The organism is Actinomadura sp. KC06, assembly GCF_004348735.1.
Lineage (GTDB): Bacteria > Actinomycetota > Actinomycetes > Streptosporangiales > Streptosporangiaceae > Spirillospora.
On sequence record NZ_SMKT01000090.1, the window covers coordinates 1 to 18,501 of the forward strand.

At 72.0% G+C, this 18,501-nt stretch carries 16 protein-coding genes; 6 read left to right on the forward strand and 10 right to left on the reverse strand.

Annotated features, from left to right (window positions below; translation table 11 throughout):
- From E1287_RS26135 to E1287_RS26145, 3 genes are all read right to left on the reverse strand, one after another.
- Positions 1-1,137: polyprenyl synthetase family protein (locus E1287_RS26135; RefSeq protein ID WP_243719440.1), on the reverse strand; the 1,137-nt coding region annotated here is incomplete at its 3' end.
- A 63-nt stretch (positions 1,138-1,200) separates the two neighbouring features.
- Positions 1,201-2,619 carry a family 2B encapsulin nanocompartment shell protein gene (locus tag E1287_RS26140; protein ID WP_243719441.1) on the reverse strand — a complete coding sequence of 473 codons (1,419 nt, stop codon included), beginning with the start codon at positions 2,617-2,619 and terminating at the stop codon, positions 1,201-1,203.
- Positions 2,616-4,046, reverse strand: coding sequence for a family 2B encapsulin nanocompartment shell protein (locus E1287_RS26145; RefSeq protein ID WP_243719442.1), 1,431 nt, complete (start codon positions 4,044-4,046; stop codon positions 2,616-2,618). Before E1287_RS26145 ends, E1287_RS26140 begins: the two co-directional genes overlap by 4 nt.
- Before the next feature lie 213 nt (positions 4,047-4,259).
- Between E1287_RS26145 and E1287_RS26150 the strand changes: the two genes are divergently transcribed.
- Positions 4,260-4,580, forward strand: coding sequence for a metalloregulator ArsR/SmtB family transcription factor (locus E1287_RS26150; RefSeq protein ID WP_131967712.1), 321 nt, complete (start codon positions 4,260-4,262; stop codon positions 4,578-4,580).
- 232 nt (positions 4,581-4,812) lie between these two features.
- Here the strand turns inward: E1287_RS26150 and E1287_RS26155 are convergent, their stop codons facing one another.
- Together E1287_RS26155 and E1287_RS26160 are read right to left on the reverse strand one after the other, a co-directional pair.
- Positions 4,813-6,234 carry an MFS transporter gene (locus E1287_RS26155; RefSeq protein WP_243719443.1) on the reverse strand — a complete coding sequence of 474 codons (1,422 nt, stop codon included), beginning with the start codon at positions 6,232-6,234 and terminating at the stop codon, positions 4,813-4,815.
- Between the two features lie 75 nt (positions 6,235-6,309).
- Positions 6,310-6,903 carry a hypothetical protein gene (locus E1287_RS26160; RefSeq protein ID WP_131967713.1) on the reverse strand — a complete coding sequence of 198 codons (594 nt, stop codon included), beginning with the start codon at positions 6,901-6,903 and terminating at the stop codon, positions 6,310-6,312.
- A gap of 427 nt (positions 6,904-7,330) precedes the next feature.
- On the opposite strand from E1287_RS26160, the gene lpdA reads away from it, so the two are divergent.
- Positions 7,331-8,734, forward strand: coding sequence for a dihydrolipoyl dehydrogenase (lpdA, locus tag E1287_RS26165; RefSeq protein WP_131967714.1), 1,404 nt, complete (start codon positions 7,331-7,333; stop codon positions 8,732-8,734).
- 85 nt (positions 8,735-8,819) lie between these two features.
- On the opposite strand, the gene E1287_RS26170 is transcribed toward lpdA, so the two are convergent.
- From E1287_RS26170 to E1287_RS26180, 3 genes are all read right to left on the reverse strand, one after another.
- Complete coding sequence (locus tag E1287_RS26170; RefSeq protein ID WP_243719444.1) at positions 8,820-9,428, reverse strand: hemerythrin domain-containing protein; 609 nt, start codon at positions 9,426-9,428, stop codon at positions 8,820-8,822.
- Between the two features lie 52 nt (positions 9,429-9,480).
- A complete protein-coding gene (locus E1287_RS26175) occupies positions 9,481-10,467 on the reverse strand; it encodes a DUF2637 domain-containing protein (protein ID WP_131967715.1) in 987 nt (328 codons plus the stop codon).
- A gap of 129 nt (positions 10,468-10,596) precedes the next feature.
- Entirely contained in the window at positions 10,597-11,850 is a 1,254-nt protein-coding gene (locus tag E1287_RS26180) for an FAD-dependent oxidoreductase (RefSeq protein ID WP_131967716.1), read from the reverse strand.
- A 117-nt stretch (positions 11,851-11,967) separates the two neighbouring features.
- Between E1287_RS26180 and E1287_RS26185 the strand changes: the two genes are divergently transcribed.
- On the forward strand, positions 11,968-13,473 hold the full coding sequence (locus E1287_RS26185; RefSeq protein WP_207934465.1) for a PucR family transcriptional regulator: 1,506 nt from the start codon (positions 11,968-11,970) through the stop codon (positions 13,471-13,473).
- A 158-nt stretch (positions 13,474-13,631) separates the two neighbouring features.
- A complete protein-coding gene (gene ddaH / locus E1287_RS26190) occupies positions 13,632-14,474 on the forward strand; it encodes a dimethylargininase (protein WP_243719445.1) in 843 nt (280 codons plus the stop codon).
- On the opposite strand, the gene E1287_RS26195 is transcribed toward ddaH, so the two are convergent.
- The gene (locus E1287_RS26195; protein ID WP_131967718.1) at positions 14,471-15,055 is read right to left on the reverse strand and encodes a helix-turn-helix transcriptional regulator; all 585 of its coding nucleotides are present in this window, start codon (positions 15,053-15,055) and stop codon (positions 14,471-14,473) included. The two genes, ddaH and E1287_RS26195, sit on opposite strands and share 4 nt — an antisense overlap.
- A gap of 61 nt (positions 15,056-15,116) precedes the next feature.
- Between E1287_RS26195 and E1287_RS26200 the strand changes: the two genes are divergently transcribed.
- On the forward strand, positions 15,117-16,118 hold the full coding sequence (locus E1287_RS26200; RefSeq protein WP_131967719.1) for a transcriptional regulator: 1,002 nt from the start codon (positions 15,117-15,119) through the stop codon (positions 16,116-16,118).
- Here E1287_RS26200 and E1287_RS26205 read toward each other — a convergent pair.
- Complete coding sequence (locus tag E1287_RS26205; RefSeq protein WP_131967720.1) at positions 16,105-17,565, reverse strand: wax ester/triacylglycerol synthase family O-acyltransferase; 1,461 nt, start codon at positions 17,563-17,565, stop codon at positions 16,105-16,107. The genes E1287_RS26200 and E1287_RS26205 overlap by 14 nt on opposite strands.
- Before the next feature lie 187 nt (positions 17,566-17,752).
- Here E1287_RS26205 and E1287_RS26210 point away from each other — a divergent pair, with 187 nt between their 5' ends.
- Complete coding sequence (locus E1287_RS26210) at positions 17,753-18,430, forward strand: uracil-DNA glycosylase (protein WP_131967721.1); 678 nt, start codon at positions 17,753-17,755, stop codon at positions 18,428-18,430.
- Positions 18,431-18,501: the final 71 nt, after the last annotated feature.

Here is an 18,501-nt window from a genome sequence, read left to right on the forward strand (position 1 = left end):
GGCGTCCAGCTCGCGGAGCGCGTCGGCGAGGACGGCGTCGGCGCGGGCGGTGGTCCAGGCGCGTCCGCCCGCGGCGTCGATGAGCGCGGCGGCCCGGGACGCGTCGTCGTCGGTGAGGGGCTCGTCGCGCAGGTAGAGCGCCGCCAGCTCGTGACCGGCGGGGGTGGCGGACGTGAGCGCGGCCACGACGGGCAGCGACTTCTTGCGGGTGCGGAGATCGGCGTGGACGGGCTTGCCGGTGACGGCCGGGTCGCCCCAGATGCCGAGCAGGTCGTCGGCCAGCTGGAAGGCCAGGCCGAGCCGTTCGCCGAAGGTGCGGAGGCGGGCGGTCTGCGCGGCGGTGCCGCCGCCGTGGTCGGAGCCGAGCGCGCACGCGGCGCCGAGCAGCGCGCCGGTCTTGCGGTACGCCATCGCGACGCATTCGTCGAGGGTCACGTCGCCGCGCTCCTCGAACGCGAGGTCGGCGCTCTGGCCCTCGACCAGCTCGATGACGGCCCGTCCGAGCGTCCGGACGGCGCGCGGGACGATCGCCGCGCCCTCCCCCGCGAGAGCCTCGAAGGCGGCGGCGAGCAGCGCGTCCCCGGCCAGGACGGCGGGGCCGGTCCCGAAGACGCTCCACGCGGTCGGGCGGTGCCTGCGGGTGAGGTCGCCGTCCATCACGTCGTCGTGCAGGAGCGAGAAGTTGTGCGCCAGCTCGACGGCGACGGCCGCGGGCACCGCGGCGTCGGCCGTCCCGCCGACCGCCTGCGCCGTCAGCAGCACCAACGCGGGACGGATCGCCTTGCCGGACGCGCCCGCCGCGGCGTCGAGCGGGCGTCCCCGCTCGTCCCGCCAGCCGAAGTGGTAGGCGGCGATGCCGTGCATCGCGTCCGGCAGGGTCTCGATCGCGTCCCGCATCGCCGGGTCGAGGAGGCGGCGGCTCCAGGCGAGGATCTCCGCCGCCGGCCGGGCGGCGCCCGTTTCGGGATCGCCGCCCGGCCCCTGACCGCCCGGAGCCCGGCGCCCCGGTTCCCGGCCGTCCGGTGCCCGGCCACCTGGTGCGCGGCCGTCCGCCTCGGGATCGGCGGCCGGGCGGTGGTCGCAGCGGAGGACCGCCGGGTCGTCTCCCCAGACGGGCATGTCGTCGTCCCCTCTCATGCTGGTCTTCATGGCGGGTGCGTCATGGCGGGTGTCATGGCGGGTGCGGCATGGCGGGGTCGGCTAGCGGGCGATCTCGACGTTCTCCAGGACGCCCAGCGCGTCGGGGACCAGCACGGCCGCCGAGTAGTAGGCGCTGACCAGGTACGACATGATCGCCTTGTCGTCGATTCCGGTGAACCGGACCGACAGGCCGGGACGGACCTCGTTCGGCAGCCCGGTGCGGCGCAGGCCGATCACGCCCTGGTCGTCCTCGCCGGTGCGCAGCGCGAGCACCGAGCTCGTCCCGGACGGGCTGATCGGGATCTTGTCGCAGGGGTAGATCGGCACGCCGCGCCAGGCCTGCGCGCGGTGCCCGTCCACCTCGACGGTCGCCGGGTACAGGCCGACGCGGGTGCATTCGCGGCCGAACGCGGCGATCGTCTTCGGGTGGGCGAGGAAGAACCGCGTCTTGCGGCGCCGGGCCAGCAGCTCGTCCATGTCGGCGGGCGTCGGCGGCCCGCCGTTGGTCTGGATGCGCTGCCGCAGGTCGGCGTTGTGCAGCAGCCCGAAGTCGCGGTTGTTGATCAGCTCGTGCTCCTGCCGTTCCCTGACCTCCTCGATGGTGAGCCTGAGCTGCTGTTCGAGCTGGTTCATCGGGCCGTTGTAGATGTCGGCGACCCGGGTGTGGACGCGCAGCAGCGTCTGCGTGACGCTCATCTCGTACTCGCGCGGCGACGCCTCGTAATCGACGAACGTGCCGGGCAGCGCCGGCTCGCCGTCGTGCCCGGACGCCAGATCGATCGCCGCCTCGCCGTGCCTGGTCTGCGGCGGGACGGGCGCGCTCCGGTACTCCTCAAGGTGGGCGCGCAGCGAGTCGTACCGGCCGGTCAGCTCGTCGATCGCCTCCCGGGAGAGCCGGAGGACGGTCGTGGGCGTGAGCGCGCGGTACGTGTGCGGCCAGGCGTCGTCCGCGCCGAGGAGGGCGCGGTCGCCGAAGAACCGGCCGCCGTCGAGGATGTCGACGCGGGCGTGGGCGTCGTACTCCCCCGGCCCGGTCACCTCGACCTTGCCGTGCGCGATGAGGTGGACGGCGTCGGCGGGACGGCCCGCCTCCGCGATCGTGTCGCCAGGCGCGTACTCGTGCTGGACGAACCGTCCGGCGAGCCCGTCCAGCAGCGCGGTGTCGCCGAAGCCGCGCAGCGGCGGCAGTTCGGTCAGCTCCGGCGGGATCACCCTGATCGCGGCGCCGTCGTTGACGAACGTGACCAGCCCGTCGCCGAGCTGGTAGGTGAGCCGGCGGTTCACCCGGTAGGTGCCGGCGTCCGCCCGCACCCACGGCAGCCGCCGCAGCAGCCACCGGGGGGTGATGCCCTGCATCTGCGGGACGGACTTGGTCGTCGTCGCCAGATTGCGTGCGGCCCTCGTGGCGAGGGCGAGTTGCCGCTCGTCGGCGGCGGCCTCCGTCGCGGATCCTGCTGTCGCGGGGGGCGTCTCGGTCACGACGCGGCACCGCCGTGCGCGATCTCGACGGACTCCAGCATGCCGAGGGCGTCGGGCACCAGGACGGCGGCCGAGTAGTAGGCGCTGACCAGGTAGGAGATGAGCGCCTTCTCGTCGATGCCCATGTACCGGACGGACAGGCCCGGCTGGTACTCGTCCGGGAGCCCGACCTGGTGCAGGCCGATGACGCCCTGCTTCTCCTCGCCGGTGCGCATCAGCAGGATCGAGCTGGTCCGCGTCCGGCTGACCGGGATCTTGTTGCACGGGAAGATCGGCACGCCGCGCCACGCGGGCACCTTGTTGCCGCCGACGTCGACGTGGCTGGGGTACACGCCGCGCGCGCTGCACTCGCGCCCGAACGCGGCGATCGACTTCGGGTGGGCGAGGAAGAACGCCGGGTCCTTCCAGACGAGGGTGAGCAGGTCGTCCATGTCGTCGGGGGTCGGCGGGCCGGTGCGGGTGTGGATGCGCTGGGACAGGTCGGCGTTGTGCAGGAGCCCGAAGTCGCGGTTGTTGATGAGCTCGTTCTCCTGGCGTTCGCGCAGCGCCTCGACGGTCAGGCGGAGCTGCTGCTCGACCTGGTCCATCGGCTCGTTGTAGAGGTCGGCGACGCGGGTGTGGACGCGCAGGACGGTCTGCGCGACGCTCAGCTCGTACTCGCGCGGCGAGCCCTCGTAGTCGACGAACGTGCCGGGCAGCGACGGCTCGCCCTCGTGCCCGGACGCGAGGTCGATGGCGGCCTCGCCGTGGTCGTTGTGCGGGCGGCTCGGACTGGCCCGGTACTCGTCGAGGTGCGCCTGCAAGGACGTGGACTGCCCGAGCGTCTCCTGGAAGTCGGACTCGCTCATGCTGAGGATCGTGCAGGCCGTCACGGCCTTGACCGTGTAGTCCCACGTGGCGGGCTCGTCGCCCTCGGCCGTCCCGACGAGGGCCTGCTCGCCGAAGAAGTCGCCGTTGGCGAGCGTCCCGTGGACGGCGTCGGCGTCGAACTGACCGGCGCCGATCTGCTGGAGCTTTCCGTGCGCGACGAGGATGACGCGGTCGACGGGACGGCCGCGCTCGACGATGACGTCGCCGGGCTCGTGCTCCTGCTGGGTGAAGCGGCCCGCGATGGCGTCGAGGGTGAGGTCGTCGTCGAAGCCGCGCAGCGGCGGCAGCTCGCCCAGCTCGCGGGGGATGACGCGGATGTCGGCGCCGGTGGTCACGAAGGTGACCCGCCCGTCGCCGAGCGTGTAGGTGAGGCGACGGTTGACGCGGTACGTGCCGCCGGCGGCCTGCACCCACGGCAGCAGCTTCAGCAGCCACCGCGAGGTGATGCCCTGCATCTGGGGGACGGACTTGGTCGTGGTCGCCAGGTTCCGTGCCGCTGCGGTACCGAGGCTCAACTGCTGCTGTTCCTGCTGCTGCTGTTCCTGCTGTTCCGTCACGTCCACACCACCGATTCGTCGCCGGTCTGTCAGGATGCGGCCGGGTTCGGCCAACGGTGACGCTACAGACGGTAATCAAATGATCGCAATGAGCCAGTGGCCTCACCTCTCCTTTGCCGCACCGCCACACAAGTCGCACCCGGCCGCGATAGCACCGCGGAGACGACCGAATATGCCCTGCAATTCATATGAGCGGACGGTTATGCTGGGCCCATGTCGTCCGCGTTCGCCGTGCTCGCCGAGCCGACCCGCCGCCGCATCCTCGACCTGCTGCTGGAGCGTCCCCGGCCGGTCGGCGAGCTCGTCGAGCGGCTCGGGCTGACGCAGCCGGGGACGTCCAAGCATCTGCGGGTGCTGCGCGACGCCGGGCTCGTCCGGGCCCGGCAGGACGCGCAGCGCCGCGTGTACGAGGTGCGCCTGGAACCGCTGGCGGAGGTGGACGCCTGGCTGACGCCGTACCGGCGCGCGTGGTCCGCTCGCCTGGACGCCCTCGAAGAGCACCTCGACGCCGGAGACCGACGTGGCGGCGGGTGAGGCGAATCACCCGTCCCGACGGATCGGGCAAGGAAAAATCGACCTCACCCTGGTGTTAGGCGTACTGAGCATCGGGCCCGATCCGGAAGGGCCCGGCGAGTTCGGAGGGGAGGCTCCCAGTGACCGTGGTCTGGACAGCACTGGCGATCGAGACCGGCGCCGCACTGGTCGTCGCGGCATCGCTGGCGGCCTGGGCCCGCCGGCACTTCGCTCCCGACGCCGGTCCGGAGAGCTAGGCGCGGGGCCCCGCCCCGGAGCCCGCGGGTTCCGGGGCTTTCAGTTCTCCGGCCTTCTCGATCGGGACCCCGGCCGTCTCGGGGATCTTCATGATCGGCACGAGCGCGACCAGCCCGGCGAGCATCAGGTAGTAGGCCGGGACGTAGTTGGACCCAGTCGCGTCGATCAGCGACCCGACCAGGACCGCGGCCGTCCCGCCGAACAGCGACGTCGAGATGTTGTAGCCGATCGCGAACGCCCCGTACCTGACCTTCGTCGGGAACATCGCCGGGAACGTCGCCGCGATCACCGCCAGGATCAGCACCAGCAGGCCCCCGACGATCGCGTACCCGAACGCGACGCCGATCGCGTTCTCGGTCTGCATGAGCGCGAACGCGGGCCACGACAGCACGATGTAGCCGATCGCCGCCGTCATCAGCAGCGGCTTGCGGCCGATCCGGTCCGACAGCGCGCCCAGCGGCACGATCACCATGATCATCACCGCCTCCACGCCGATGGTGATCAGCTGCGCCGTGGTGTCGTTCATCTCCAGGAAGTCGACGAGATACGACGGCATGAACGTCAGCAGCGTGTAGTCGGCGACGTTCAGCAGGAACACGATGCCGATCAGCATCAGGATGACGCGCCAGTAGTGCTCCAGCGTCTCCTTCAGCGGCGACTGGGCCTTCTTGCCCGCCTCCTCCATCTGCTGGAACGTCGGGGTGTCCTCGATGCGCGTCCGGACGTAGAGGCCGACGAGGCCGAGCGGCAGCGACAGCAGGAACGGGATCCGCCAGCCCCAGCTGTGCATCGCCTCCGTGGTGAGCGCCAGGTCCATCAGCAGGACGAGGCCCGCGCCGAGGATGTAGCCGGTGAGCGTGCCCATCTCCAGGAAGCTGCCGAAGAACCCGCGGCGGCGCGTCGGCGCGTACTCGGCGATCATCGTCGCGGCGCCGCCGTACTCGCCGCCCGTCGAGAAGCCCTGGACCAGCCGGACGAGGAGCAGCAGCAGCGGCGCGGCGACGCCGATCGTGCCGTAGCCGGGCAGGATCCCGATCACGAACGTGGAGCCCGACATCAGCATGATCGTGGTGGCCAGCACCCGCTTGCGGCCCAGCTTGTCGCCCATCGGGCCGAAGAACATCCCGCCGAACGGGCGGGCCAGGAACGCCGCCGCGATCAGCGCGAACGAGCGCAGCGACGCGCTTCCCGTCGCCTCCTCGGGGAAGAACACCGTGCCGATGATCGCCGTCATCACCCCGGCGCTGAACACGCCGAAGTCGAACCATTCCACGCAGTTCCCGATCGCGGAGGCGATGACGGCCTTGTGGACGGCGGCGACGTCGGCCTCGTCCTTCGAGGCCCCGTCCGTCGAGTCTGCCCCGTCCTTCGAGGCGGTCACGTCCTTGGGGCCGGTCTCGTCGTTCGGCGGTTCCACGGGCGTTGATCTGCCCCAAGATCCGCAAAGCTAACGCCGCGCGAATCTCCCCGATGACTCAGGGGAACGGCCCGGTCACGCCCTCCGGGAGTCCGCGTTCTTCTGGTCGGCGAAGTCGTCCGGGATCACGGGGAGGACGGTGGTGCGCTGGGGATCGTCGTCCTCCTCGGCCTTCGCTTTCTCCTCGGCCTTCTCCTCGGGCTCCGCTTCCTTGACGAGTTCGTCGGGGAGTTCGTCGGTGCTCTGCGGGTCGCCGTCCATGAGTTCGTCGAGGGTGACGGTGGCCTGCGTGGCGTCGGGGTCGAGGACGTCCTCGCCGGCGGGCGGCAGGTCGTCCTCGGGGATGGACATCAGCGCCTGCGTCTCCTGCGCCTCCCGGGTGATGACGCCGCTGGCGAGGACGGTGTTGCGGTGCCGCAGCGCGCCGTTCTCGCGCAGCAGGTTGTCGACGTCCGCGCGGACGCGGGCGACGCGGCGGCTCGCCCGGACGTGCACGGTGAACCCGCCGGCGGCGAGGCCCAGGATGAAGGCGGCGACGGGGATGCCGACCGACCGCGGCGCGAGCGTCGCCACCAGCGCGACCGCGATCAGCGCGACGACCACTCCAAGCGCGAGATAGTGCTCCTCGATCCAGTCGAGGACGGTGTTGACGCGCTTGGGAATTCGCACTCGTCTTCTCCTCCACTCGGCCTGAAACGTGGACAACGACCGGGTCGCGGCACGGTGTTCCATGCGCCTCTAGCGCGCTGTTCTACGCGCGCCTCCGGCGCGATGTTCCACGCGCGGCCCGCGCGGTGGTCCTCGTTCTCGGCACGGTTGCTTGGCGGGGCACCGCCGGGCTCCGCGGCCGGGACGGTGTGCAGGCCGGCGCCGCTCGGGCGCCGCCTCGCCTCCCGCGGTTCTCTGACCGGCGGGGGGCCGATCAAAACACTAACAGGCTGTGACGCCTGCTCCGGCGACCGGCGCCGCGACCGCCGCGTCCCGCGACGGCGTCCCGCGATCAGGCGCGTCCCGCGATCCGCCGCGCGTTCCGCGACAGGGGTCACGTCAGGGCCGGGATGCGAGCACCGTCGTGCGGCGAATATCGTCCATGGATATGAGCGAACACTTTGACGTCGTGGTCCTGGGCGCGGGCCCGGGTGGATATGTCTCCGCGATCCGGTCGGCGCAGCTCGGGCTGAAGACGGCGATCATCGAGGAGAAGTACTGGGGCGGCGTCTGCCTCAACGTCGGCTGCATCCCCTCGAAGGCGCTGCTGCGCAACGCCGAGCTGGCGCACATCTTCACCCAGGAGCAGAAGACCTTCGGGATCAACGTCGAGGGACGGGTCTCGTTCGACTACGGCGTCGCCTACGAGCGCAGCCGGCAGGTGTCGGACAAGCTCGTCAAGGGCGTCCAGTTCCTGATGAAGAAGAACAAGATCACGTCCTACGAGGGGCGCGGCACGTTCACCGACCCGAACACGCTGCAGGTCGCCGGGACCGACGGCTCCACCCAGACGGTGACGTTCGCCAACTGCATCATCGCCGCCGGGGCGCACACGAAGCTGCTGCCGGGGACGTCGCTGTCCGAGCGCGTCGTCACCTACGAGGAGCAGATCCTCAGCTCCGACCTGCCGGAGAGCATCGTCATCGCGGGCGCCGGCGCGATCGGCGTCGAGTTCGCGTACGTGCTGCACAACTACGGCGTGAAGGTGACGATCGTCGAGTTCCTCGACCGGATGGTCCCGAACGAGGACGCCGACGTGTCCAAGGAGCTGGCCAAGCGGTACCGCAAGCTCGGCGTGGACGTGCTGACCTCCACCCGCGTGGACGCCATCGACGACTCCGGCGACAAGGTGAAGGTCACGGTCACCGGCAAGGACGGCGCGCAGCAGGTCCTGGAGGCCGACAAGGTGCTGCAGGCGATCGGGTTCCAGCCGAACGTGGAGGGCTACGGGCTGGAGAAGACCGGCGTCGCCCTGACCGAGCGGGGCGCGATCGGCGTGGACGGGCGCTGCCGCACGTCCGTCCCGCACATCTACGCCATCGGCGACGTGACCGCCAAGCTGATGCTCGCGCACGCGGCGGAGGCGATGGGCATCGTCGCCGCCGAGACCATCGCGGACGCCGAGACGATGGAGCTCGACTACGTGATGATCCCCCGCGCCACGTACTGCCAGCCGCAGGTCGCCTCGTTCGGCTGGACGGAGGCGCAGGCGAAGGAGCAGGGCTTCGACGTCAAGACCGCGAAGTTCCCGTTCAGCGCGAACGGCAAGGCGCTCGGCCTCGGCGAGGGCGACGGCTTCGTCAAGGTGATCAGCGACGCGAAGTACGGCGAGATCCTCGGCGCGCACATGATCGGCCCGGAGGTCACCGAGCTGCTGCCCGAGCTGACGCTGGCGCAGCAGTGGGACCTGACCGTCCACGAGGTGTCCCGGAACGTGCACGCGCACCCGTCGCTGGGCGAGGCGATGAAGGAGGCCGTGCACGGCCTCGCCGGCCACATGATCAACCTCTGAGCGACCCAGGCCCTCCGGGGCGCCGGACGCGTCCGGCACCCCGGCCCCGGGCCCCCGAATCCGGGCCCCCGGCGCGGTCAGCGGGTCACGGGGTGTTCCACCTGTTGAGGGCCGCGTAGGCGGGACGCCACTCGTTCTCGAACGCGGCGCGGGCGGGCTCCGGGAGCGGGGCGAGCGTCGCCGCGACCGTCCTGTCGTCGGCGCCGTCCACCAGCCACGGGAGGATGCGCGGCGCGTCCGGGCCGATCCCGGCGGCGTGGGCCTGCCCGAACAGGATGAGCTGCTCGGGCGTCACGGCCTCGTCCATCAGGGGCAGCGCCTCGTCCTCCTCGTGCTTCAGGTGGGCGGTGAGGCCGTCGGCGAGGGCGCCGACCAGGTCGGCGAGCGGCTCCGACCCCGCGTCGATCGCCTCGATCACCGGGTCGATGCGGGCGTGCTCGGCCTCCATCGCGTCGAGGAGGGCGAGGTCGTCCGGGCGTCCGGCCAGGGCCTCGCGCATCACGGGCCACAGCGCCTCGTCCTCGGCGGTGTGGTGGGCGTGCAGCGCCTTCTTGAACAGCTCCCAGCCGGGCGCGGCCGCCAGGATGCGGCGCGGGTCGCCGTCCTCCCGGGCGGCGAGCTTCGCCAGGTGCTCCAGCTCCCGCCTGAGCGCGTTGTGCATGGCGTACATCAGTGTCATGTCGTGCTTAGCCACGTTTTCTCCTTCCGTCTCCGCATTGACGAAGCGGGGGAAGGAAACGTGACCGTCAGGACGCGCGACCGGCAGATGAGGACGGGGCGGGACGGGCCAGCCGGCTCAGCAGCCGCTGGCCCTGACGTGCGCTGATGTCCAGGCGCCGGCCCAGCTCGGCGCCCGTGATGTCGGGTTCGGCATCGATGATCGCGAGCGCGCGGGCCTCGTTGTCGGTGGCGACGCTGCGCGGCAGCCGCTGCTGGGAGACCTGCCGCCGCGCGGGCTGCCGGCGCGGGGCCTTCTTCGGAGGAGCCTGCTTCGGCGGCTCCGGCGCCGACGGCTCCGGCACCGGGGGCTTGGGCGCCGTCAGCTCGGTGACCCGGGCGAGGGCCTGGTCGAGCATGACTCCGTCGCGCAGCATCCAGGTGATGTCGGCGGGGGCCTTGGACTTCCACTTGCGTCCGTAGTGGGCGTCCAGCAGGGCCAGGGCGTGGCGGCGGCGCTGCTCGGCCACCAGCGCCTGCGGGTAGGACGTGATCTGCCACAGCACCATGCGGCGCCACAGCCGGAACGTGGAGAACGGCGCCAGCAGCCACCGCGTGGCCGGAATCCCCTCGCGGACGGTCCCGGCGGCGATCCCGGCGCGCCGCCGGATCGCGTGCCGGACGGCCTCGATGAACGTCACGAACAGCACCGGCATCGCGGCGTGCATCACCATGCCGGTCACGTCGCCGTGCGCGGCCGAGACGTTCAGCCACACGGTCGCGCCGGTGAACGCCATCGCCATCCACCGCAGCGCGGGCATCGGCATGGCCAGCCACTCCAGCAGCAGCGCCACCGACACCAGCGCGAGGATGCCGAGGTCGACCCCGGCGGGGACGATCCACGCCTGGTCCCCGAACCACGGCTCGGCCACGTCCCGCACCGAGGCGAACGACCCGTACCCGCCGAGGCCGGCGAGCCCGGCGAAGAACAGCCCGCCGACCCCGGCCAGGACCTTCTGCGCCCGGGTCAGCGGGACGACCGGCTTCACAAGAGCCGTCCGCACCTCGCTGGTCATGACGTCCTCCCGCACAGAGGTGTCTACGCGATCACCAGGTGACCGTAGCGTGCCCGCGGCCCCGTCCGGACGAATCAGCCATAACCGCCCAGAACCCCCAGGTCATCGGGGCGTGCGGTGTCAGACGGGTCAGCGGAGCGGGTTGAACGGGGCCAGCTCGGCGGGGCGGCGCCCGGTGGTGATCTCCTCCGCGAGGAGGCTTCCGGTGGCGGGGCCGAGGGTCATGCCCCACATGCCGTGCCCGCCCCCGACGAAGACGTTCGGCGAGCGGGTGGCGCCGATCAGCGGCAGGCCGTCCCGAGTGCACGGGCGCGACCCGACCCACTCGTCCTGGCGGGCGTCCAGGCCGGCGCCGCGCAGCAGCGGGCGGGCGGCCTCGACGATCGCCCTGATCCGGCGCGGGTCGAGCGGCGCCTCGGGGTCGCGGAACTCCATCATCCCGGCGACGCGGAGCCGGTCGCCGAGCGGCGTGCAGGCCACCTTCTGGGCGGGGAAGTAGAGCGGGCCGTCCGGGACGCGCTCCATCGGCACGCTGAAGCTGTAGCCGCGGCCGGCCTGCAGGAGGGCGCGGACGCCGAACCTGCGGGCCAGGCCGCCGAGCCACACGCCGCTCGCGATCACCGCCGTGTCGAAGTGCTCGGGGCCGCTCCCGGCGGCGTGCACGACGACGCCGCTCCGCACGTCGCGGATGTCGGTGACGGCCGCGCCCGTCTGGATCTTGCCGCCGCGGTCGATGACGGAGCGGGCCAGCGCGTGCACGAACCGTCCGGGATCGATGAAGCGCTGCCCGCGCAGCCGGATCGCCGCGCCGATCTCGTCGGACAGCACGGGCTCCAGCCACCGCGCCTCGTCCCCGGTGAGGACGTCGAACTCCAGGTCCTGGCCGGCGGCGCGGATGTGCTCGACCTCGTCCAGGAGGAAGCGGCGCTCCTCGGCCGTCCGGTAGGCGGCGAGGAAGGATCCGGCGTCGCTGGTCTCGGCCTTGACGCCGCCCTCGGCCAGCGCGTCGAAGCTCGGCAGGGCCCGGCCGTTGATCGGCACCAGCGACTCCATGGAGCGCCGCCACCGGGCCATGGTGCTGTTCCGCGCGAACCCCGTGAGGAACCTGAGCAGCCGCAGGCTGGCGGTCGGCGGGACGTACACGGGCGAGGACGGGCTGAGCACCGCGCGCACCCCGTACGACAGGACGGCGGGCTCCGGCAGCGGGGTCGCCAGGCCGGGCGTCAGCCATCCCGCGTTCCCCCAGGACGCTCCGGCGGCGACGTCCTTCCGGTCGAACACGGTGACGTCGGCGCCCCGTTCCTGCAGGAACCACGCCGTGGACAGCCCGACCATGCCGGCGCCGGCGACGGCGACACGGCGCGGACCGGCGCTGGAAGCCATGACCACCCCTCCTCTTCAACGATGCCACTCCGATGGTGACTCCGTACCGTCCCGAAGCCCCTGTCGTTTTCGGCCAACGCGAACGGATCGCATAGTGTGAAACGCACAATGATCAAGGTGACGGACTTCGTCGACTCGCTCGGCCCGGGCCTGTTCCGGCTGGTGGCGGCGGGACGCGACGCGCAGGTGCACGACGTCGTCCTGGCCGTACCGGACGAGGCCGCCGGACGGCCGGGCGAGATCGTCCTGGGCGCCGGGGTGACCACAGCTCCCGAGGCCCTGGCGCTGCTCGGACGCGCCGACGCGGCGGACGCGTCCGGGGTCGTCCTGAAGGCCCCGCTCGCCCCCGAGGTCGTCGCCGCCGCCCGGCGGCTGCGCCCGGCGCTCATCGAACTCCAGCCGGAGACGTCCTGGACGCACGTGATCTGGCTGGTCCGCGCCGCCATCGACCACGCCCACGCCCCTCCGGGCGAGTCCGGCGACGACCTGTTCGCCCTGGCCGACGCCGCCGCCGAGATCGCGGACGCGCCCGTCACGCTGGAGGACGCGCGCTCCCGCGTCCTCGCCTACTCGGGCCTCCAGGACAGCACCGACCCGGCCCGCGTCTCCACGATCGTGGGTCGCCGCGTCCCGCCGCAGGTCATCGCCCACCTGCGGGCGTGCGGCGTGTTCCGTCGCCTGGCCCGCACCAGCGATCCCGTCCTCGTCCCCGCCGGGCCGGACGGGATGCTGCCGCGCCTCGTGATTCCGGTCCGGGCCGGGGGCGAATGGCTCGGCTCGATCTGGATCGTGGCCAAGACTCCGATCCCCCCTGACCGCGTCCAGCGCCTCACCGACCTGGCGTCCGTCGTGGCCCTGCATCTGCTGCGCCTCCGCGCCGAGACCGGGGTGGCGCGGCGGGCGTCGGCCGACCAGCTCCGCGCCGCGCTGCGCGACGGGACGACGGCACCCGTGCCGGCGCGTCCGCCGTGGCGCGTCGTGGCGCTCGGCGGCGACACCGGCGACCTGCGCCGCCGCCTCGACCTGTGGGAGGCGATCACCCACCGCTTCGGCTGGCACCGCCCCCTGCTCACCGACCTGGACGACACGCTCTACGCGGTCCTCACCGTCCCGGACGGCCCCGGCCGCGACGCCGGGTCGATGCCGTGGCTGGAGCACGCCCTCTCCCGCGTCCGGTCTCACGACCCCGCCCTGTACGCCGCCGCGGGCGGCCTCGCGCGCACTCCCGCCGACCTCCCCCGCTCCCGCTCGGAGGCCGCCGAACTCGCCGCCCTGGCGGCGTCCGGCCGCCTCTCCCCCGGCCTTCTCCTCCTGGACGACGTCTGGGACGCGGTCACGGTCGAACGCGCCCGCAAGACCACGGGGACCTCCCTCCTAAGCGGCCCTCTCCCCGATCTCAAGGCCCATGACGAGAAACACGGGACGGCTTTCCTGCCTACGCTCGCCGCCTGGCTGGACCATTACGGGGACACGAAGGGCACGGCACAGGCGCTCGACGTCCACCCCAACACCCTCCGCCACCGCCTGAAGAGAATGGCCGAAGTCACACCGCTGGAGCTCTCGTCCAGCCAGATCCGGCTGGCTCTTCGCCTCCAGTTGGACGCTCTCCTCAACGCCGATTGAGCGCGGCCCCGGGCACCGCAGGCGCCGCGCAACGAAGTGATCGGAACCGGGCCGAATACGCAACGAAACTCCAGGTCGGAGCAAGGTTGGCGCATTGGATCGCAGGCGCCGGCTTTCTAGGCTTTCGATCGGTCGAACCTAGCCCCCTGGAGATGTGCATGAGCGTTCTGCCGGCGATGGCGCCCGGTGCCGGCGCCGAGCGGACGGCGCGGCGGCGGCGGTATCTGATGTGCCGTCCCGACCACTTCGCCGTCACATATTCGATCAATCCGTGGATGGACCCGCTGGCGGGCGCCGACGCCGTGAAGGCGGTGGCGCAGTGGGAGGCGCTGCGGTCCGCGTATCTGGCGCTCGGGCATGAGGTCGAGCTCATCGACCCGATCGAGGGGCTGCCCGACATGGTGTTCGCGGCGAACGGCGCCCTGGTCGTCGGCGGACGCGTCTATGGCGCGCGGTTCACCCACCCGGAGCGGCATGCCGAAGGGCCCGCCTATTCCCAGTGGCTGCGGAAGAACGGCTACTCGGAAGTGCTGGACGCGCAGCACACGAACGAAGGCGAAGGCGATTTCCTCACGCTCGACCACATGATCCTGGCAGGGACGGGATTCCGGACGGAAATCGCCGCACACCAGGAGGCGCAGGAATTCCTCGGACGGCCCGTCGTGACGCTCCAGCTCGTCGACCCGCGCTTCTACCACCTGGACACGGCGCTGTTCCCGCTCGGCGGCGGGAACGTCGCGTACTTCCCCGGAGCGTTCTCGCCTGGCAGCCGCGCGGTGCTGGAAAGGCTGTTCCCGGACGCGATCCTGGCGGGCGAACGGGACGCGGCGGTGCTCGGCCTCAACGCCGTGTGCGACGGCCGCAACGTCGTCATCAACGCCGAAGCCGTCGAGTTGATCGAGACGCTGCGGGGCCGCGGATACGACCCCGTCCCGGTCGACCTGTCGGAACTGCGAAAGGCAGGCGGCGGCCCCAAGTGCTGCACCTTGGAACTGCGTTAGGACGCCGTTCCTTTCTGCTTGGGCCTAGCGCGCAGGTGCATGCGCTCGCCCTGCGGCCCGAACAGGCTGAGCAACTCGACCGTGCCGCCGTAGCCGCTGAACCAGTGCGGCAGCCGGGTGTCGAACTCGGCGGCCTCGCCCGCCTCCAGGATCAGCTCCCGGTCGCCGAGGAGGAGGCGGAGCCGCCCGTTCAGGACGTACAGCCAGTCGTAGCCCTCGTGCGTCTGCGGGTCGGGCGTCCAGCGGCGCTCCGGGACGATCATCTTGAACGCCTGGACCCCGCCGGGACGCCGCGTCAGCGGCAGCACGGTCATGTCGTGCATGCGCTGCGGGCGGGGCCTGATCCGCGGGTCGCCGACGTCCGGGGCGCCGACCAGCTCGTCCAGCGGGACGCGGTGGGCCCGCGCGAGCGGGAGCAGCAGTTCCAGGCTCGGCCGCCGCTTGCCGGACTCCAGCCGCGACAGCGTGCTCACCGAGATGCCGGTGACCTCGGCGAGCGCGGTCAGCGTGACGCTTCGTTCCTGCCGCAGCCGGCGGAGCCTGGGCCCGACACCGGCGAGGACGTCCTCGGTCGTCTCCATGCGTTCATTGCAGGAACGGCAAAGCGGTTTGTCAAATGGGAGGCCCTCTAGGGTGGCTGCCATGAGACCCGGCGAGCGGCGATGGCGGGACGAGCGGGCAAGGCTGAACGCCTCGCGCGGGCCGCTCGGCGAGGCGGCTAGCGCGCTGTATCCGGAAGTCCCACGCGTCGCCGGGACGACATTGCTGTGCCGCGAGGAATGGATCCCGGACGCCCCGATACGGCTGGAGGACATCCGCCTGGAATGGGATGCGCACGGCGCTCCGCCGGCCGTCGCGGACCCGTCCGACGGACTCCCGGACGGCTACCGCACGTACGCCGAGGCGATGGCCGCACTCGCGCCGCCGAGAACCTTCGAGGACCGGCCGAGCTACCGCCTCCTCGACGCCCGGCCCCCAATGCTACGCCTCGGCCCGGCCCGGTATTTCGACGGCGTGAACGTGGGCGAATCAGTCGCCCACGAATTGGCGGTGGGCACAGGCGGTCTCCCCTTGCGCACCCGAATCGGCGACCCCTGCGACCTGACCCGCCGGACGGCCCTCCCCGCGATCACGACGGCGACCATCACCGCGTCCGGCTCGTACGTCCTGCATTGGCGAGACCCGGACAAGGTCGCGCACGCGGGCGGGCTCCACCAGGCGATGCCGGTCGGAGTCTTCCAGCCGTTGAACGACGAGCGGCCAGACCTCTGGGCGTGCATGGTCCGCGAATACGCGGAAGAACTGCTCGGAATGGACGAGAATTACGGCGAAGGCTTCGTCCAAAACGAGTGGCCCTTTCACCGGGCGCTGACGTCCGCCCGCGAACAAGGACGCCTCCGCGCGCACTTCCTCGGCCTCGGCGTAGACCCGCTCACGTTCGCGCTCGACCTCCTGACGGCGGTCGTCATCGACGACGACGCGTTCGCCGACCTCTTCGGCGGGCTGGTCACGGTGAACGACGAGGGCGAGGTGTCGACGCGACCGTTCGACGGGTCGGTCCCGCGGCCGATGCAACCGGCCGGGGCCGCGGCACTGGAGCTGGCGTGGCGGCACCGGACGGCTCTCGGGATCACTCCCGGCTGAGGTCCCTCAGCTCGTCCAGCGCGTCCACCAGGTGGTCCACGATCTCGGACGGGTCCGGGACGAGCTCGCGGCAGGCGACGATGCCGACGTTCACCCTGCCGTCGTAGGAGAAGACGGTGATGTTGAGCCCGCCGGTGACGTCGGTGATCACGGAGATCGGGTAGTAGGCGAGCACCCGCGCCCCGCACAGGTACAGCGGGAACTGCGGGCCGGGCACATTCGAAATGATCAGGTTGATGGGGCGCAGCGACATCGTCGGCGCGGCCTGGAGGGCGAGGCGGGTGGCGGCGCCGGCGATGGGCGCGGGCAGCAGGCCGCTGATCTCCTGCACCCAGCTGCCGGACGACCCGGTGAACCGCCGCTTAGCGGTGTCCATGGCGCGCCGGACGGCGAGATAGCGCTCGGCCGGGTCCGGGATGTCGGTGGCCAGCGGCGTCGCCATCATGGAGATCTGGTTTCCGGCGTCCGTCCGGGCGGCGCCGCTCCGCGCCCCGCCGCGCCGCAGCGACACCGGGACGGCCGCGACGAGCGGGCGGTCCGGCAGGTCGCCGCGCTTGTCGAGCCACTGCCGCAGCGCCGTCGCGCACAGCGCCATGACCACGTCGTTGACGCTGCCGCCGAGCCCCTTCCTGATCTCCTTGACCGTGTCCAGCGGCAGCTCGCCGCAGGCGACGGCGCGGCGGCGTCCGATCGGCTGGTTGAACGGGGTCGGCGGCGCGCTCATCCGCGGCGCCCGCGGCACCTCGGGGCGGCGCAGCGCGCCCTGCACGACCGACGACACCAGCCCGACGCCCGGGATGGACGAGACACCGGGGATCTCGTCCAGGTACGGGGCGGTGCGCGCGACGGAGACCGCCGTCCGGACGGGATGCAGCGCGGTCCTCAGCAGCCCGCTGCCGACCATTTCGGCGGTGCCGGGCGCGCGGGCGGGCTCGGACTCGTCGGCGGGCAACTCGCGGGGCTCGGGCGAAAGGTCCAGCAGCGCGGCGAGGGTTTCGGCCGCCATCACACCGTCGACGGCGGCGTGGTGCACCTTGACGTAGACGGCGGTCAGGCCGTCCGCGAGGCCGTGGATGAGGAACATCTCCCAGAGCGGGCGGGACCGGTCGAGGGGCTGCTCGTGCAGCATCGCGACGACGTCGGCGAGCTGCCGGTCGGTGCCGGGCGCGGGAAGGCCGATCTCGAAGATGTGCCGGACGGGGTCGAAGTCCGGGTCGTCCTCCCAGTAGGGGTGGTCGAGGCCGAACGGCACCTGGACGAGCCTCTGCCGCAGCGGCCGGGCCGCCAGATGAGCACGATTCCGGACGAGCTCGGCGACGAGCGGCACCGTGAGCCGTCCGCCCGGGCACGCGGCCGCGTCGACGATGCCCAGCCCGGCGATGTGGGCCTGGGTCGTGCCGGTCTCCGCGTTGAGGAAGGTGGCGTCCACGGTGGTCAGCTGGCTCATGCTCTCTTGTCCGTCCGCTCGTTCTGCGCCTGCCTGCCCTCTAAGGAGATGCCGCCGGAGTCCGCAGGTCAACGCGGTCCGGCAGGAAGTAACCCGGACTTAACAGGACGTTTCACGCGATTCACACAGCCGCCCGAAAAAACGTTCGCGGGGCGGTCGCATGATCATCGCACTAGGGTTGTGCCCCATGACGGCACGACCACTCACGGAGATCGTCGAAGCCGGGTGGGCGACCGCGCTGGAGCCGGTCGCCGGGACGATCGCCGCCGCCGGAGACTGGCTGCGCGCCGAGGTCGCCGCCGGACGCCGCTACCTCCCCGCCGGGAACAACATCCTGCGCGCCTTCACCCAGCCGTTCGACGACGTCCGCGTCCTCATCATGGGCCAGGACCCCTACCCGACCCCCGGGCACCCGGTCGGGCTGAGCTTCTCCGTCGCGCCGGACGTCCGCCCGCTGCCCGGCAGCCTGATCAACATCTTCCGCGAGTACTGCAGCGACCTCGGCCACCCCGAGCCGTCCAACGGCGACCTCACCCCGTGGACGGAACAGGGCATCTGCCTGCTCAACAGGTCGCTGACCGTCATGCCGGGCAAGCCGGGCTCGCACCGGGGCAAGGGCTGGGAAGAGGTCACCGAGCAGGCCATCCGCGCCCTCGCGGCCCGCGGCCGCCCGCTCGTCGCCATCCTGTGGGGCCGCGACGCCCGCAACCTCAAGCCGCTGCTAGGCGGCGTCCCGTGCATCGAGTCGGCGCACCCGAGCCCGATGTCCGCCGACCGCGGCTTCTTCGGCTCCCGCCCCTTCAGCCGTGCCAACCAGCTCCTGGAACAGCAGGGCGCCCAGCCCGTCGACTGGAAACTCCCCTAACGCCCGCCGCAGGCGGGGCCCGTTCGCCGCGTGCGCGACCGCACCAGCCACTGCCCCAGCCACGCGACGAC

Excerpts from the sequence above, each read along its gene's own strand:
- E1287_RS26150 (WP_131967712.1), top strand. The coding sequence starts at position 4,260 with ATGTCGTCCGCGTTCGCCGTGCTCGCCGAGCCGACCCGCCGCCGCATC.
- lpdA (WP_131967714.1), top strand. The coding sequence starts at position 7,331 with ATGAGCGAACACTTTGACGTCGTGGTCCTGGGCGCGGGCCCGGGTGGA.
- E1287_RS26175 (WP_131967715.1), bottom strand. The coding sequence starts at position 10,467 with ATGACCAGCGAGGTGCGGACGGCTCTTGTGAAGCCGGTCGTCCCGCTG.
- E1287_RS26180 (WP_131967716.1), bottom strand. The coding sequence starts at position 11,850 with ATGGCTTCCAGCGCCGGTCCGCGCCGTGTCGCCGTCGCCGGCGCCGGC.
- ddaH (WP_243719445.1), top strand. The coding sequence starts at position 13,632 with ATGAGCGTTCTGCCGGCGATGGCGCCCGGTGCCGGCGCCGAGCGGACG.
- E1287_RS26195 (WP_131967718.1), bottom strand. The coding sequence starts at position 15,055 with ATGGAGACGACCGAGGACGTCCTCGCCGGTGTCGGGCCCAGGCTCCGC.
- E1287_RS26200 (WP_131967719.1), top strand. The coding sequence starts at position 15,117 with ATGAGACCCGGCGAGCGGCGATGGCGGGACGAGCGGGCAAGGCTGAAC.
- E1287_RS26205 (WP_131967720.1), bottom strand. The coding sequence starts at position 17,565 with ATGAGCCAGCTGACCACCGTGGACGCCACCTTCCTCAACGCGGAGACC.
- E1287_RS26210 (WP_131967721.1), top strand. The coding sequence starts at position 17,753 with ATGACGGCACGACCACTCACGGAGATCGTCGAAGCCGGGTGGGCGACC.